This window comes from Phaeovulum vinaykumarii (assembly GCF_900156695.1).
Lineage (GTDB): Bacteria > Pseudomonadota > Alphaproteobacteria > Rhodobacterales > Rhodobacteraceae > Bieblia_A > Bieblia_A vinaykumarii.
On record NZ_FTOM01000002.1, the window covers coordinates 447,243 to 463,155 of the forward strand.

15 protein-coding genes are annotated in these 15,913 nt (G+C 69.6%); 7 read left to right on the forward strand and 8 right to left on the reverse strand.

Going from position 1 to position 15,913, the window contains the following annotated elements; translation table 11 throughout:
* Nucleotides 1-80: 80 nt before the first annotated feature.
* Complete coding sequence (gene hemE, locus BW949_RS06450) at nt 81-1,112, reverse strand: uroporphyrinogen decarboxylase (protein ID WP_076364215.1); 1,032 nt, start codon at nt 1,110-1,112, stop codon at nt 81-83.
* Nucleotides 1,113-1,218: 106 nt separating this feature from the next.
* On the opposite strand from hemE, the gene hemC reads away from it, so the two are divergent.
* The 4 genes from hemC (at nt 1,219) to BW949_RS06470 (ending at nt 5,553) form a co-directional block, all read left to right on the forward strand.
* On the forward strand, nt 1,219-2,151 hold the full coding sequence (gene hemC, locus BW949_RS06455) for a hydroxymethylbilane synthase (RefSeq protein ID WP_076364217.1): 933 nt from the start codon (nt 1,219-1,221) through the stop codon (nt 2,149-2,151).
* A gap of 576 nt (nt 2,152-2,727) precedes the next feature.
* A complete protein-coding gene (locus tag BW949_RS06460) occupies nt 2,728-3,666 on the forward strand; it encodes an HlyD family efflux transporter periplasmic adaptor subunit (RefSeq protein ID WP_076364219.1) in 939 nt (312 codons plus the stop codon).
* Nucleotides 3,663-4,835, forward strand: a complete 1,173-nt coding sequence (gene devC / locus BW949_RS06465) for an ABC transporter permease DevC (protein ID WP_076364221.1) — start codon at nt 3,663-3,665, stop codon at nt 4,833-4,835. Before BW949_RS06460 ends, devC begins: the two co-directional genes overlap by 4 nt.
* 16 nt (nt 4,836-4,851) lie before the next feature.
* Nucleotides 4,852-5,553, forward strand: a complete 702-nt coding sequence (locus BW949_RS06470; RefSeq protein ID WP_076364223.1) for an ATP-binding cassette domain-containing protein — start codon at nt 4,852-4,854, stop codon at nt 5,551-5,553.
* A gap of 10 nt (nt 5,554-5,563) precedes the next feature.
* On the opposite strand, the gene BW949_RS06475 is transcribed toward BW949_RS06470, so the two are convergent.
* Entirely contained in the window at nt 5,564-6,853 is a 1,290-nt protein-coding gene (locus BW949_RS06475; RefSeq protein ID WP_076364225.1) for an MFS transporter, read from the reverse strand.
* Between the two features lie 72 nt (nt 6,854-6,925).
* Between BW949_RS06475 and msrP the strand changes: the two genes are divergently transcribed.
* Nucleotides 6,926-7,837: a protein-methionine-sulfoxide reductase catalytic subunit MsrP gene (gene msrP / locus BW949_RS06480; RefSeq protein ID WP_076364227.1), complete on the forward strand. Its 912-nt coding sequence runs from the start codon at nt 6,926-6,928 to the stop codon at nt 7,835-7,837.
* Nucleotides 7,837-8,421: a protein-methionine-sulfoxide reductase heme-binding subunit MsrQ gene (locus tag BW949_RS06485; protein ID WP_076364229.1), complete on the forward strand. Its 585-nt coding sequence runs from the start codon at nt 7,837-7,839 to the stop codon at nt 8,419-8,421. Before msrP ends, BW949_RS06485 begins: the two co-directional genes overlap by 1 nt.
* Here BW949_RS06485 and BW949_RS06490 read toward each other — a convergent pair.
* Entirely contained in the window at nt 8,418-9,728 is a 1,311-nt protein-coding gene (locus tag BW949_RS06490; RefSeq protein WP_076364231.1) for an ATPase, read from the reverse strand. The two genes, BW949_RS06485 and BW949_RS06490, sit on opposite strands and share 4 nt — an antisense overlap.
* A 141-nt stretch (nt 9,729-9,869) precedes the next feature.
* Here BW949_RS06490 and BW949_RS06495 point away from each other — a divergent pair, with 141 nt between their 5' ends.
* A complete protein-coding gene (locus tag BW949_RS06495) occupies nt 9,870-11,801 on the forward strand; it encodes a hypothetical protein (RefSeq protein WP_076364233.1) in 1,932 nt (643 codons plus the stop codon).
* Between the two features lie 31 nt (nt 11,802-11,832).
* Here BW949_RS06495 and BW949_RS06500 read toward each other — a convergent pair whose 3' ends face one another.
* From BW949_RS06500 to BW949_RS06520, 5 genes are all read right to left on the reverse strand, one after another.
* Nucleotides 11,833-12,357, reverse strand: coding sequence for a prepilin peptidase (locus tag BW949_RS06500; RefSeq protein WP_235816220.1), 525 nt, complete (start codon nt 12,355-12,357; stop codon nt 11,833-11,835).
* A gap of 42 nt (nt 12,358-12,399) precedes the next feature.
* Nucleotides 12,400-13,248, reverse strand: a complete 849-nt coding sequence (locus BW949_RS06505; RefSeq protein WP_076364235.1) for a tetratricopeptide repeat protein — start codon at nt 13,246-13,248, stop codon at nt 12,400-12,402.
* 70 nt (nt 13,249-13,318) lie between these two features.
* Nucleotides 13,319-13,882 carry a tetratricopeptide repeat protein gene (locus BW949_RS06510; RefSeq protein ID WP_407947243.1) on the reverse strand — a complete coding sequence of 188 codons (564 nt, stop codon included), beginning with the start codon at nt 13,880-13,882 and terminating at the stop codon, nt 13,319-13,321.
* A 41-nt stretch (nt 13,883-13,923) separates the two neighbouring features.
* Nucleotides 13,924-14,922, reverse strand: coding sequence for a type II secretion system F family protein (locus BW949_RS06515; RefSeq protein WP_076364873.1), 999 nt, complete (start codon nt 14,920-14,922; stop codon nt 13,924-13,926).
* A gap of 22 nt (nt 14,923-14,944) precedes the next feature.
* Entirely contained in the window at nt 14,945-15,913 is a 969-nt protein-coding gene (locus BW949_RS06520) for a type II secretion system F family protein (protein WP_076364239.1), read from the reverse strand.

Consider the following 15,913-nt stretch of genomic DNA (forward strand, 5'->3'; position numbering starts at 1 on the left):
GCCCGTGATGCCAGGTCCGCGATGCCGGGCCCGTCAGCCGGCCCATGCGGTCCGGCTTGGGGCGCGCCCGGAAGACGCGCTTACGGGTTGCGGATGGTTTCCATCATCAGCGACACGTTCTCGGGGTCGGCCTCGGGGGTGATGCCGTGGCCCAGGTTGAAGATATGCGGGCCGTTCTCGAAGGCGCGGACCACGCGGCGGGTGGCCTCGATCAGCTCGTCGCCGCCGGTGACCATGTGGCGCGGGTCCATGTTGCCCTGCACGCAGCCGTCCACCTGCACATTGGCCGCCGCCCATTCCGGCGACACCGAATTGTCCAGCGCGACGCAATCGGCGCCGGTGGCCTTGGCAAAGCCGATGTAGCCCTCGCCCGCCTCGCGCGGGAAGGCGATGACCGGCAGGCCGGGGTGACGGGCCTTGAGGGTCTCGACCATGCGGCGGGTGGGCTCCACGGCGAAATCGGTGAAGTCCTGGCCCTTGAGGCTGCCGGCCCAGCTGTCGAAGATCTTCACGACCTCGGCGCCGGCTTCGACCTGTTTCGACAGATATTCGATCGAGGCATCGGTCAGCAGGTCGATGATCGCCTTGAAGGTGGCGCGATCGGTGTCCTTGAGGGCATGCGCGGCGGCCTGGTCCTTGGAGCCGCGGCCGGCGATCATGTAGGTGGCCACCGTCCAGGGCGCGCCGCAGAAGCCGATCAGCGTGGTTTCCCTGGGCAGTTCGCGCGACAGGATGCGGACGGTCTCGTAGACCGGGGCCAGATGCTCGTGGATGTCATCCTTGCCCTTGAGCGTGCGCAGCCCCTCCTGCGAGGTCACGGTGGACATGCGCGGGCCTTCGCCGGTCTCGAACCACAGGTCCACACCCAGCGCCTGCGGCAGCAGCAGGATGTCGGCAAACAGGATCGCCGCGTCGAAGCCATAGCGGCGGATCGGCTGAAGCGTCACCTCGGCGGCCAGGTCCGGCGTGTAGCACAGCGACAGGAAGTCGCCTGCCTGCGCACGGGTGGCGCGGTATTCGGGCAGATAGCGACCCGCCTGGCGCATCATCCACACGGGCGGCGTGGGCAGGGTTTCGCCGGCAAGGGCACGCAGAATGGTCTTGTCGCTCATGGATGTCTCCTTCTTGCCTTCTTCATCGCGGCCTGCGGCGCGATGTCAAGCGGGACGTGCCTTGCGCGGGCCTTTTGACGCGGTTATGCCTTTGCTCATGAAACAGATGCCCACTCCCAATTCGCCCCTGAAGATCGGCACCCGCGGTTCGCCGCTCGCGCTGGCGCAGGCTTATGAAACCCGCTCCCGCCTGATGGCCGCTTTCGGCCTTCCCGAGGATGCCTTCGAGATCGTGGTGATCAAGACCACGGGCGACAAGGTGCTCGACCGGCCGCTGAAAGAGATCGGCGGCAAGGGGCTGTTCACCAAGGAAATCGAGGAGGCGATGCTGTCCGGCGCGATCGACATCGCCGTGCACTCGATGAAGGACATGCCGGTCCTTCAGCCCGACGGGCTGATCCTCGACACCTATCTGCCGCGCGAGGATGTGCGCGACGCCTTCGTGTCCTTCGACTTCGAGAAGATCGGTGATCTGCCCGAAGGCACGGTGGTGGGCTCGTCCTCGCTGCGTCGCCGGGCCCAGCTGGCCAACCGCCGGCCCGATCTGCAACTGGTTGAATTCCGCGGTAACGTGCAGACGCGGATGAAGAAGCTCGAGGAAGGCGTGGCCGCGGCCACCTTCCTGGCGATGGCCGGCCTGAACCGTCTGGGCATGAGCCATGTGGCGAAATCCTGCATCGAAGTGGACGAGATGCTGCCCGCCGTCGCGCAAGGTGCCATCGGCATCGAGCGCCGCATCGACGACAAGATCTGCGAGGAACTGATCGCGGCCATTCACGACACGCCGACCGGCCACCGCCTGGCGGCCGAGCGTGCCTTCCTGGGCCGTCTCGATGGCTCGTGCGAGACCCCGATCGGCGGTCTGGCCGTGCTCGAGGGCGACCAGCTCTGGCTGCGCGGCGAGATCCTGCGCCCCGACGGCTCCGAGGCGATCTCGGGCGAGCGTCGCGGGCCGATCGCCGACGCCGCGGCCCTGGGCACCGACCTGGCCGACGAGCTTCTGGGTCAGGCGCCGCAGGACTTCTTCTGCTGGCGCTGAACCGTCATCCGCGGGCGCAGGGCCCGCGGGCATGATCGGGCGTTTCTGACGGGGGCGTGGCTTCGGGCCGCGCCCCCTGTCCGTTCCGGGGTTGGCATTCGGGTCGGGTATTCGTGCGGGGCGCTCGGAGCCGGGGCGTGTGGGGCAGGGGCGTTTGGGGCTGGGGCGACACCGCGGTTCTTGCCGGGGCGGCGATTCGACGCCAGACTTGGGCCGCGCATGACACCACAGGTCCGCCGATGCCCATCCCCGAAACCGAGCCGGTCCCCAGATCGCATCGGCCGCCCGGACCGAACCGGCCCCTGCGGCCGGGGCATCCGCCGCGGGCGATCTGCCGCTGACGGCCAATGGCGCGGGGCCGCAGGATGCACCGCCGCCCGCCGGGGCCGCGCAGCGCCATCGCCACCCGATTCTGGCACGGATCTGGCCGCTCCCCGTGGTGGCGGGGCTGCTGTTCACCGGCGCGGTCGTGGGGATGTATTTCCAGCCCCCCCCCCCCTCCTGCGGGCCTTCTTCGCGCTGACGGGGCTTGAACCCGGCGCGGGGTCTGCCACCCCGATCGCGCGGGCCGCCCCCGTGGCCGCGCCCGCGCCCGTGTCGCAGGCGGTGCTGGCGCTGGGCCGGCTGATGCCCGCGGGCGATGTGGTGACGCTGGCGCCGCCCTATGGCGCCTCGGATGCGCGGATCGCCCGGCTTCTGGTGGCCGAGGGCGACCGGGTGGCCGCGGGGGCGGTGATTGCCGAACTCGACAGCCTGCCCCAGCTTGAGGCCCTGCGCGATTCGGCCGCCGCGACCGTGCGCGCGCGGGCCGCCGCCCTGGCCCAGACGCGGGTCGAGATCACCTCGGGCGCGGCACAGGCGCGGGCGGCGCGCGATGCGGCGGCGGCCGCGCGCGATCTGGCGCGGTCGGAACTCGACCGGATCGCGGGGCTGGCGCGCCGGGGCGTGGCCACGCCCGCCCAGCTCGATGCCGCGCGCACCGCCGCGACCGAGGCCGACCGCGCCCATGACCGGGCCGAGGCGGCGCTGTCGCGTTATGCCGGCCTCGAGACCGGGGAACAGGCCGATATCCTGCTGGCCGAAAGCAATCTGGCCGTGGCCCGCGCCGATCTGGCGCGCGCCCGCGTCGTGGCGCCGGGGCCGGGGCAGGTGTTGCAGCTTCTGGCGCGGCCGGGCGAGAAACCCGGCACCGCGGGCGTGGCCACCTTTGGCGATACCCGCGCGATGCAGGCCGAGATCGAGGTCTATCAGACCGATGTGGCGCGGCTGGCGCCGGGGCAGGCGGTGCGGCTGTCGGCGCCGGCGCTTGGCCCCGCGCCGCTTGACGGGCAGGTGATCCGCATCGGCTTGCAGGTGGGGCGCCAGAGCCTTGTCGCCGAGGAGCCCGCCGCCCATACCGATGCGCGCGTGGTCAAGGTGGTGGTGGCGCTGACGCCCGAGGCCTCGACCCGCGCGGCGGGGTTCACCGGCCTCGAGGTCGTGGCGCGCATCCTCGTGGCGGGAGAGGGGGCATGACGCGGCTTCTGGCGGCGCTCTTCGGGCGTCTGCCCATTGGCTGGCTGCAACTGGGTCATAACCGCATGCGCATGGCGGCGGCGGTGGTGGGGGTGGCCTTCGCCAATGTGCTGGTGATGATGCAGCTGGGCATCCTGGGCGCGATCGGGGGGACGGTCGATCGCTCCTATGCGCCGGTGCGGGCCGATATCCTGGTGTCGGCCTCGGATGCCTCGACGCTTTCGGATGGCTCGCCCGTGGCGCGGGCGCTGATGTATCGCGCGCTGGCGGTGCCGGGGGTGGCGGGGGCGGCGCCGCTCTATGTGGGCCGGGCGGATTGGACGCGCCCCGACGGCACCACCGCGGTCCTGCATGTCTATGGCCTCCTTCCCGAGGCGGCGGGCTTTGCCGGCCCCGCCGCGGCGGCGGGCCTGCCGCTTCTGACGCGGGCCGATACGGTGCTTCTGGATCGCCGCATCCGCTCGGTCCGCCCCGGCAGCCTGCCCAACTTCGACGCCCGTGCCCCCCTCGAATTCGAGCTTCAGGGGTTGCGCCTTTCGGCCGTGGGCAGCTTCGAGGTGGGCGGCGGCATCACCGCGGACGGGGCGCTGATCGCCTCGGACCAGACCTTCCTGCGGCTGTTCCCGCGCCGGATCGCGGGCGCGCCCTCGCATCTGCTGATCGACATCGCGCCGGGTGTCGATCCGGCGGCGGTCGCGGCGCAGGTGGCGGCGGTGCTGGGGCGGGGGCTTCAGCTGCGCCCGATGGCCGAGGCCATGGCGGCCGACCGCCATTACCAGATCACCCAGCGCCCGGTGGGTGTGGTCTTCGGTTTCGGCGTCTTCATCGGGCTTCTGGTGGGGCTGGTCATCGTCTATCAGGTGCTGTCGACCGATGTCGCCGATCATCTGCGCGAATACGCCACCTTCAAGGCGATGGGCTATCCGCCGCGCTTCTTCCTGAGCGTGATCTTCGAGGAAGCGCTGGTGCTGGCCGTGGCGGGCTTTGTCCCCGGCATGGCGCTGGCCACGCTGCTTTACCAGATCCTCGAACGCGCCTCGGGCCTGCCGGTAGTGATGACCCCCGAACGGCCCGTCCTGGTCTTTCTGGGCACCGTCCTGGCCTGCACGATCTCGGGGGCGCTGGCCACCCGGCGGCTGGCCGCGGCGGACCCGGCGGATCTGTATTGAGCGGGGGCGGCGGGGCATGGGGGATCCGATCGTCATCTCGGGGCTGTCGCATTGGTTCGGCGCGGGCGAGGCGCGCAAGCAGGCGCTGTTCGACATCGACCTGCGGGTGGCGCGGGGCAGCCTGACCGTGCTGATGGGGCCGTCGGGGTCGGGCAAGACCACGCTTCTGACGCTGATCGGCTGTCTGCGCGACGTGCAGGCGGGTTCGGTGCGGCTGCTGGGGACCGAGTTGCACGGCCTGGCGCCGCCGGCGCAGGTCAGGATGCGGCGCAGGCTGGGCTTCATCTTCCAGGGTCACAACCTGCACGAGGCGCTGAGCGCGCGGCAGAACGTGCGCATGGCGCTGGGGGTGCAGGGCCGCGGCGATCCCCGCGCGCAGGACCGCGCCGCCGAACATATGCTGGGGCTGCTGGGGCTGGCCGAGCGGGTGGCGTATCTGCCGGCCAACCTGTCGGGCGGGCAGAAGCAGCGCGTGGCGATCGCGCGGGCGCTGGTGGCCAACCCCGAGGTGGTTCTGGCCGACGAGCCGACCGCGGCGCTGGATCTTGACAGCGGTCTGAACATGGTGCGGCTGTTGCGGCGGCTGGGCCGGGCGCGCGGCACGACCAGCGTGATGGTGACGCATGACCCGCGCATCCTGGATCTGGCGGACCGCATCCTGACGCTGGAGGATGGCCGGCTGGTCGGCGACCGGCCCGGCAAGGGCGCCGAAATCTGAGCGGTCGCGCTCAGGCCGGCGCCAGCCCCGCGCGTCCGGCGCGCCGGTCCATCAGCCACAGCGCCGAGGCCCCGGCCACCGCCAGTCCCGCCCCGAGGCCCGCGGCCAGCCCATAGCCCGCCGCCCATGTCCCGACCGAGAAGGACAGCGCCGCACTGGCATCGCCCGCCAGCTTCTGAAGCGCCATCAGCGCGCCCCCGGCGCCGGGGCGGTCGCCCAGCAGGTCTTGCAGATAGGCAATGGGCAGCGTCAGGATCAGCGCGCCCCCGGCCGCGCCGGGCAGCGTCAGAGCCCACAGCCAGCCGGTCGGCGCCAGCCACGGGATCGCCGCCAGATGCGCGCCATAGACACAGGCGCCGAGCCAGATCAGCCCCCCGCGCGAGGCCCGGCCCATGATCCGCGGCAGCGCCAGCATCAAGGGCACCTCAAGCCCCGCGACAATGCCCACGTAAAGCGCCACATCCGCCGCCGAACGTCCCGCGATCTGGGTCAGCGACAGCCCGACCAGCGCGATATAGAGCATCACCGCCCCGTTGACCGCGCCCAGCGCCAGCACCCGCGCCGCGATCCGCGGATGCAGCATCTCGGCCAGCGCCGCGCCCAGCCGCAGCCCCGAGGGCCGGTCGACCCAGGGCGTGGCGCCATCGCGCGGCCAGTGGCGCTCGACCAGCGCCACCATGCACAGCCCGACCGCCAGCGCCGCGGGCTGCACCACGCCCAGGCCCGCGCCGCTGCCGAAGGCCACCGACCAGACCGGCACGACCGCCACGAACCCCAGCGCGAAGCCCGCCCGCACCACCGCCATGATGCCATCGCGCGCCTGGGGCGGGTGGCAGGCGGCCGCCAGCCGGGCCAGCGCGAAGACCTGTCCGAAAAGCGAGGTCGAGGCCGGCAGCAGCACCGCATGCGCCAGCACGAAGGACAGCGGGCTGCGCAGGGCCGACACCAGCGCCAGCCCGCAGACCATCAGCCCCAGCGTGAACAGCGCCACGGGTCGGCGCCGCGCGCTTTGATCGGCGCGGATCCCCAGACCGATCGCGCCCACCGCCGACACCCCCGAGGCCACCGCCAGAACGGCGCCGAAATCGGCGTCGTCGAGGCCGAAGACCTCGACCGCCAGGGTCGAGACATAGGGCGCCAGCGTGCCCAGAAGCGCGCCGTAAAGCGTGATGAGCAGCGCCGCGAGCCGCAGCGCGGGGTCGTGCCGGACGAGTCGGATCGGGGTCATGGGGCGCTCCTTGCGCGCATCTTCTGCGGTGGCACGCCGGCCGGCGCAAGGGGGGCGCGGTCGCCGCTTCAACCGATCGTGACGCGGCGGTGATGCGCGGATCGCCGGTTCGTCCTATATTCGTTCCAGAACGGGAGGGAACCGATGCCGCGACGCAGTCCGACATCCGGGCGCAAGCCCTGGGAGAAATGGTCCGAGGTCACGCCGCATTCGGTGTGGCTTGATCGCCGGGCGCTGATGGCCGGGGGCGCGGCGATGATGCTGGCGCCCGCCGCCCGGGCCGCGCCGCGCGATCTGGTGCCCAATTCCCGCAAGGACATCACCACCTACAACAACTTCTACGAATTCGGCTTCGACAAGGGCGATCCGGCCCGTTACGCCGGCCGGCTGACGACCGATCCCTGGTCGGTGCGCATCGACGGGCTGGTCGAACGCCCCGGCAGCTGGCCGCTTGACGATGTGCTGAAGGGGATGCCCTTGGACGAGCACATAACCCGGCTGCGCTGTGTCGAGGCCTGGTCGATGGTGATCCCCTGGATCGGCTTTCCGCTGGCCGAACTGCTGCGGCGGGCGGGGCCGCGGCCGGGCGCGAAATACGTGGCCTTCGAGACCCTCCTGCGTCCCGAGGAAATGCCCGGCCAGCGCCGGCGCAGCATCGACTGGCCCTACCGCGAGGGGCTGCGCCTCGACGAGGCGATGCATCCGCTGACGCTTCTGGCCACGGGGCTTTACGGCGCGGCGCTGCCCAACCAGAACGGCGCGCCGCTGCGGCTGGTGGTGCCGTGGAAATACGGGTTCAAGTCGATCAAGTCGATCGTGCGGATCACCCTGACCGACACGCAACCGGTCACCACCTGGCCTGCGCTCCAGCCCACGGAATACGGCTTTTATGCCAATGTGAACCCGCGCGTGGATCACCCGCGCTGGTCGCAGGCGACCGAACGCGTGATCGGTGCCGGGCTCTTTGCGCCGCGGGTGCCGACCGAGATGTTCAACGGCTATGCCGAGGAGGTGGCGTCTCTTTACGCGGGCATGGACCTGCGGACCTTCTATTGATGCGCCGGCTGCCGGTGGCCGTGGTCTATCTGGCGGCGCTGGTGCCGCTGGGCTGGATCGTGTGGCTGGTGCTCTCGGGCGGGATCGGGGTCGATCCGGTCAAGGAGATCGAGCACCGCCTGGGCAAGATCGCGCTGTGGTTCCTGGCCCTGGGGCTGGCGGTCACGCCGCTGCGGCGGCTGACGGGGGTGAACCTTCTGCGCTATCGCCGGGCGCTGGGGCTGTCGGCGGCCTTCTATGTGGGGCTGCATATCCTGGCATGGGGCTGGCTCGACATGCGCTGGCTCTGGGCGCAGATGGCGGGCGATCTGCTCAAGCGCCCCTATCTGGTGGCGGGCATGGCCTCGGCGCTGATGATCGCGGTGTTGGCGGCCACCTCGAACGGGGTGTCGGTGCGCGCGCTGGGGGCGCGCTGGCGGGTGCTGCATCGGCTGACCTATCCGGCCGCGGCGCTGGCGGTGGGCCATTACCTGTGGCAGATGAAGGTCATCACCCCCGAAGGCTGGGCCTGGGCGGGGGTGATGACGGGCCTTCTGGCCCTGCGGCTTCTGCCGCGTGGGTGGGGGGTGACCCGGCGCGCCTAATGCGCGATATCCGCGTCGCTGACGAACATGTTTTCCCAGGCGCGGTCGATCAGTTCGGGGCTCATCTGCGGGGCGATCCCCTCGAAGGCGCAGATCGCCAGCATCTGGTCGATCAGGAACACCGGCTGGTAATTGGCATAGACGTTGCCGATGGTGGGATATTTCACCTTCATCAGATGGCGCAGCGCGGCTTCGTCGAGCGGCATGCCCTTCTTGCGCGCGACCATGGCAAAGATCTTCAGGAAATCCTGCTGGCCGGGGCCGTCGATCTTGATCTTGAAGAAGATCCGGCGCAGCGCGGCCTTGTCGAAGATCTCGTTGGGGTGGAAGTTGGTGGAAAAGATCACCAGCGTGTCGAAGGGCACCTCGAACTTCTCGCCCGACTGGAGCGCCAGGATATCGCGGCTTTCCTCGAGCGGGACGATCCAGCGGTTGACCAGCTTCTGCGGCGGCTCGGCCTGGCGGCCAAGGTCGTCCACGATGAAGACCCCGCCCGAGGATTTCATCTGCAAGGGCGCGGTATAGGTGCGCGCGACCGGGTTGTAGGTCAGGTCCAGCATCTCGAGAGAAAGCTCGCCGCCGGTGATGACGGTCGGCCGCTCGCAATGGACATAGCGGTTGTCAAAGCGGGTGCCGCTGCGGCGCAGGGAATTGGGGTCCTCGATCAATTCCTCGGCCGCGTCATGCACGATCGGATCATAGACGGTGATGACCTGACCGGCATATTCGACCGCGCGGGGCACATAGATCCGGTCGCCCAGCGCATCGCGGATGCCGTTCGAGATCGACGATTTCCCGTTGCCGGGCGGGCCATACATCAGGATAGACCGCCCCGAGCCCACCGCCGGGCCGAGCTGGTCGATCAGGCTGTCGGGCAGGATCAGATGGCCCATGGCCGCGGTCAGTTGCGCGCGGGTCATCTGGATGTTGCGGATCGACTGGCGCTGCATCTGCGCGCGATAGGCCTCGAGCGGGACCGGGCAGGCGCCGTAATATTCCGACTGCGCCAGCGCATCAAGCGCGCGCGCCTTGCCGGCATCGGACAGCTGATAGCCCATCTCGCCGCCGGAATTGGCGTGCAGCGTCCCCGTCGCCTCGAGCAGCTTCTGCCCGCGGGCGATGTCGATCAGTTCCTGCGTGATGGTCAGCGGCAGCGCCAGCGCCCGCGCCAGCCCCGAGGCCGTGCCGAGATTGGTGCGGAACATGGTCTTGAGCAGCAGGTCGCGCAGCATCACCGGCGCGATTCCGGTTTCGGCAATGTCTTTGGGGGGCGCGGGGGCCAGGACATTTCCTGCGATCATGTTCATGGGGTGCTCTCTCTTGCCTGTCAGCTGCCTTCTGTCTTCTGTCCGGTTGCGCTTCCGCCCGGTTGAGCGGCGCGACAATTCACAACCCCTTTCTGGCCGGTTAATGTGGCAGAAAAAGGGAGCAACCGAGGAGAGAGGCAGATGGGCGGACACGAGCGGGCAAGCCCCGTGGCGGTGCTGGCGCTGGGGCTCGGGATCATCGTGCTTCTGGGCGGGATGGGCCTTGCCGCGGGCGGGCTGAACCTGGCCAAGCACGAGGGCGACACGCTGCATCTCGCCGACATGGTGCTGCGGATGGCCGAATTCGGCCAATGGCCGCATCTGGATTTCATGACCCCCATCGGGGTGCTGGCGGTGGCGCCCATCGCCGGACTGGTGGCGCTGGGGCTGGGGATCGGGCACGCGGTGATCGTGGCGCAGATCCTGCTGGCGCTGCTGTTGCTGGCGGCGATGCTGCGCACGGCGGAATCGCGGCTCGAGGGGATCTGGCCCTGGGTGGTGACCGGCTACACCATGATCTTGTGCCTGGCGCTGGTGCATGGGCTGTCCGAGCCCGCGGTGTCGGTGTCGATGCATTACAACCGCTGGGCCTGGGCCGTTGCCTATGTCGTGGTGCCGCTGGCGATCCTGCCGCCGCTGGGGGGGGCGCGCCCTTGGGTCGATGGCGTGCTGATCGGGCTGGGCATGTCGGTGCTTGCGCTTCTGAAGGTGACCTTCTTCGTCGGGCTGGCGCCGGCGGTGATCGTGGCGCTTCTGGCCCGCGGCGAGGGGCGGATGATCCTGGCCGCGCTGGTCACCGGGCTGGTGCCGGTGGCGATCCTGACGCTTCTGGCGGGCGTGGGCTTCTGGCCGGCCTATATCGGCGATCTTCTCGAGGTGACGCATTCGGCCATCCGCACCGATCCCGGCCCCGATTTCGTGACCGTGGTGGCGGGGCCGGCGGGGCTGATGGCCTCGCTTCTGGCGCTGGCGACGGTGATCTTGCTGCGCAGCAACGGCCGCATGGTCGAAGGGCTGGCGGTGCTGGTGCTGACGCCGGGGCTCTACTACATCACCTGGCAGAACTTCGGCAACGACCCCCAATGGCTGGTGCTGATGGCGGCCATCGCGGGGATGTCGGCGCCCGAAGGCGGCGGGCGCAACACGGTCGGCATGGGGCTGCGCGGCAGTCTCGGGGTGCTGGCGGTGATGGCCCTGACGCTGAGCGCGCCTTCGGCGCTCAACATGGCCTGGAGCCCGATGCGGCATCTCTCGGCGGATCTCAAGACGCTGACGCCGATGCTGCCGGGCCGGCCCCGGCATGACGATCTGCGCATTCAGGAATGGCGGCTCTATCAGGTCGACGCGCAGGTGCCGCTGGATACGCCCGGCACGCCCTTCGCCAGCTATGCCCCCCGCGCCGAGCGGCCCGAACCGCCCGTCCTGAACGGCGAGACGCTGCCCACCTGCACGCTGCTGACGGGCTACAGCGCCGTCTACGAGACGATGGACCGCGAGATCGTGGCGCTGACCCGGCCCGGTGCGCGGGTTCTGCTGGCGGATCTGCTGACGGGGCTGTGGATGTTCGGCGACGTGGCCCCGGTGCCGCGCGCGGCGATCTGGTATTATGGCGGCACGCCGGGGTTGGCGCAGGCCGATTACGTGGCGGTGCCGCTTTGCCCCATGACCGAGCTGGCGCGGTCCGAGTTCCTCAAGGCCGCCGCGGCCGAGGGCTGGCGCCTGGTCGAGGTGGCGCGGACCCAGACGATGATCCTGCTGCGCCCCGAGAAACCCGGTCGCGCCGGTTCCGGCATGGCTGCGGGCGGGGCGGGCGTTGCGGTTGCCCCGCCCGATCCGGGCCCCCCCGCCGCCGCATTGCCTGGGGCCGCCCCGGGTTCGTCCGGTGGCATGGCCCCGTCCGGTGTGGACGCGCCTGACGCGGGAATGTCTGACGCGGGAATGCCCGAGACGGGGACTTCCGGGCCGGTGCCGGATCTGCCTGCGACCCCGGCCGCCCCCGTGCCCGCATTGCCGGGGCTTGTCGCGCCCGAATTCCCGTCGCGCGATCTGGCGCCGCCGCCGGGGGCGCAATAGGGCGAAACGCAGGGGGGTGGGAAAGGGGCGCTCAGCCCAAGGTGGCCAGCAGGAGAAGATAGCTCATCAGCGTGGCCACCAGCGCGATGCCCAGCGGGAAATCCTTGCGCCGCCAGCTTTCCCAGTCAGGCGCAAGGCCGCGCAAGGGGGGCACCGCGCGCACCAGCCGATGCGTGAGAAAGCTGGTCAGCAGGCAAAGCGCCAGTAGCACCAGCGCCAGCCCCGCATGCGACAGCGCAAAGAACGGCGCCATCGCCGCGGCGAACTTGGCGTCGCCCGCGCCGAAATGCGCGATCATGTTCAGAACGAAGCCCACCGCCAGCACCACCGCCAGGTGCAGCCAGCGCCAGGCCCAGACATCGAGCGGCAGAACGAAGGGCCCGACCACGGCATAGACCGCGATCAGCGCCAGCACCGCCTGATTGGGGATCTTCATGTGGCGCAGGTCCGACAGTGCCACCCACAGGCAGATCGGCGCCGCCACGATGGCCAGAACGCCCGCGGCCTGCGCCGGGTCCAGCCCCAGAAGGCCCGTGTGCATCGGATCACCCGTCATGATCGCCCCCCTTTCGGTGCCGGGTCGCGCAGGCGCGCGGGCTCAGCCCCTGGCCTCGAGCGCCTCGAGCGCGCGGGCGGCTTCCTCGAAATGCTGCGGATGGGTCTCGAGCGCGTCCTCGAGCAGCCCCTTGCCGATGGTGATATCGCCGCGCTTGATCGCGGTCAGCCCGGCCGTATAGAGCAGCTGCGCGCGCTCGGCCTGGGTGGTTTCGACCACCGGCAGCGCATAATGGCCCTGGGCCGCGCGCGCCAGCACCAGGTTGTTCTTGGCGGTGAAGAGGCCCGGCTCCTGCACCAGCGCTTCGGCAAACAGCTTCTCGGCGCCCTTGTAATCGCCCCGGCTCAGCTTGGAATAGCCCCAGTTGTTCAGCACGCCGGCCGGTTTCGTGGTCAGCCCGGCGGCAATGTCATAGAAGCTGTCGGCGCGCTTCCAGTCCTTTTCGCTGTCGGCGACCATCGCTTCGAGACGGTAGCGCTGATAGGTCTCGTGCGTGGGCGGGATCGTGTCCAGAACCGCCTTGGCTTCCTTCCAGTCGTTGGTGCGGATCAGCGCCTCGGCCAGATCGACGCGGTCGTCGGGCGTGGTGTCGGGCATGTTCAGCACCTCGCGCCAGACGGCGACGGCCTGCGTGGGCTTGCCCGCCCGCACCAGCGACCGCCCCAGCCCGCGCTTGAGGTCGATGCGGTCGGGTTTCTCGGTGCTGGCCCGGCTGAAATAGGCCACGGCCTCGTCGGGGTCGGCGACGGTCAGCATCACCTCCGACAGGTTGGTGGCGTCGATCACGTTCACGCTTTCGAGCGACCGGCTGACCTGCGCATCCGAGCCCATGCAGCCCGAAAGCGCCAGCGTGCCCGCCAGCGCGAGAAAGTAGCAAAGCCTGTGGCGCATCGGCTGCGTCCCTTGTCGTTGACCTGCTCGAACGGGGCGTTTCCCCGGTGGCGGAACCTTGGCCGGCCGGTCAGTCGCGGGTCAGCAACAGATAGCTGCCCGCACCCCGGCGCACGAGGGCGTAGTCCTCTTCCTGCGTGGGATCATAGCGGGGTTTGTCCAGTTTTGCGATGGCGCGGCGCAGATTTTCGCGGATGGCGTCCGATTGGCCACTATCAAGCGCATAGGCCAGCTGGAAGATGCGCCGGGCTTCGGCCACCTCGCCCTTTTCCATCAGCACCACGCCCAGGTTGTTCCAGGCGGGCACGAAGCGGTCGTCGGCCTCGGTGGCGCGGCGCAGCACGCGTTCGGCGGTGCCCAGCCGGCCCAGCTTGAGGTTGGCCGAGCCGATCGCCGAAAGCACGTCGACCGTGGCGCCCTCCTCGGCGGCGGCGCGGTAATAGGCCTTGAGCGCCAGCTCGTATTCGCCCGCCGCCATCAGCCGGTGGCCCACGGTCAGCCCGTCCACGGCGTCGCCACCGCTGGCGCCGGGGGCAAAGGGCGAATCGCCCCCCGGCCCGACCGCGCCCGCACAACCGCCCAGCGCCCCGGCCAGGACCAGGGCGCCAAGCGCGGCACGGGCGCGCGCCTGCAAGTGCGGTGTCTGTGAAAGGGGCGGGGGGCCCGAGGCCATGGTCACATCGAGGAATTGAGCTTGTCGAACGTGTCCAGCATATCGTGAACCGAGGGGCCCACAAGGATGATCAGCAGCGGCGGCACGGTGAACATCATCGTCCCCAGCGTCATCTTGGTGGGGATCTTGTTGGCGGCCTCCTCGGCGCGCATCACGCGCTTGTCGCGCATGTCCGAGGCATAGACGCGCAGCGCGTCCGCGATCGAGGTGCCGAAGGTCTGCGACTGGATCATCACCGTGACGAACGAGTTGACATCGGGCACCGCGACGCGGTCGCCGAAGCCGCGCAGCACCTGGATCTTGTCCTTGCCGGCCTTGATCTCGTGGGCGATCATGGCGAATTCCTCGGCCAGCGCGGGATAGCCCTGCGCCAGTTCCTTGGACACGCGGATGATCCCCTGATCGAGCGACTGGCCGGCCTCGACGCAGACCAGCAGCAGGTCGAGCGCATCGGGAAAGCCGTTCTGGATTTCCTCGCGCCGGACCTGGATACGCCGTTCCACCCAGTATTTCGGCAGGTAATAGCCAAAGCCGCCGGGCAGCAGCACCGACATCAGCAGCGTGGTTGTCGACACCTCGCCCGTCGAGGTCAGGAAGGAATAGGCCACGCCCAGCGCCAGAAAGGCGATGCCCAGCGCGAATTGCGCGGCGTGAAAGGTCCGCACCGCGTTCTTGCCGCGATAGCCGGCGCGGGTCATGCGCATCATCGCCTCGGACATTTCCTCGGCGGTCTGCGGCTCGAGGAAGCCTGCGAATTTCTCCAGCTTGTCGTTGCCCGCATCAAGGCGCAGCTGCGCGCGCTCGGGGCTCTTGGCGATATCGCGCTGGGGGCCGAGACCGGCCGAGGCATGCAGCCGGTCCAAGGGATCGGGCTTGCGCCGCACCAGCGCGGGCAGAACCGCCGCGATCATCAGCCCGCCCAGCACAACGAGCGCCATCATCGGGCCGGTGGGGCCGAACTGGGCCACCAGATAGGCGTTCAGCGGTGCCAGAAGTTCCATCATCGCGCGTCCCTTGCCCCCTTCAGACCTTGATGTTCGTCATGGCGCGCATGAACAGCATGTTCGCCCCCAGCAGCGCAAAGACGACGATGGCGGCGGGGATGAAGCCCGAGCTGTCCTTCACCGTGTCGTAATATTCGGGCTTGGTCAGCTGGATGATGGCCAGCACCCCCAGCGGAAAGCCCGACAGGAACTTGCCTGACCATTTGGCTTCGGCGGTGATGGCCTTGACCCGCCGGAACAGGCGGAAGCGCGCGCGGATCACCTTGGCCAGCCCCTCGAGGATCTCGGCCAGGTTGCCGCCCGACTGGCTCTGGATCGACACGGCCACCGCCAGGAAGCGCAGATCCTGCATGTCCATGCGTTCGGCCAGATCGCGCAGGCATTCGGACACGTCGCGGCCATAGGCGGCCTCGTCCGAGATCAGGCCGAATTCGGTGCCCAGCGGGTCGGGCACCTCCTTGGCCACGATCTGGATCGCCGAGGAAAACGGATGCCCCACCCGCAGCGAGCGCACCATCAACTCGATCGCGTCGGGAAGCTGTTCCTCGATCAGGGCAAGGCGCTTCTTGGCCTTGGAGCTGACCCAGAAGAAGACGCCGCCCACCCCCATCAGCACCGCCAGCGCCGCGCGCACCGGCGCCGTGGCCGAGGTGGCCATCGTCAGCCCCAGATAGGCCATGGCGATGACCAGCACCATCACCCCCATCAGCGCGGTGGGGGAAAAGGCGATGTTGGCCTTTTGCGCGCGCTCGGCCAGCAGCGAATAAAGCGGGATGCCGCGGGCCTCGCGGTGCTGGTTCATCTCCTTGCGGAGCTGCTCCAGAACCTGCTCGCGCCGGCCGCCCTTTTCCATCAGCTCGAGCCGGCGGTTCACCCGCTTGTTGAGCGAGATCGACTTGCCGAAGGCCAGCAGATAGATCCCCTCGACCAGCAGCAGCACGGCGACGAAGATCAGGCCATAGATGATCGGGGTGGGCGAGATGATCAT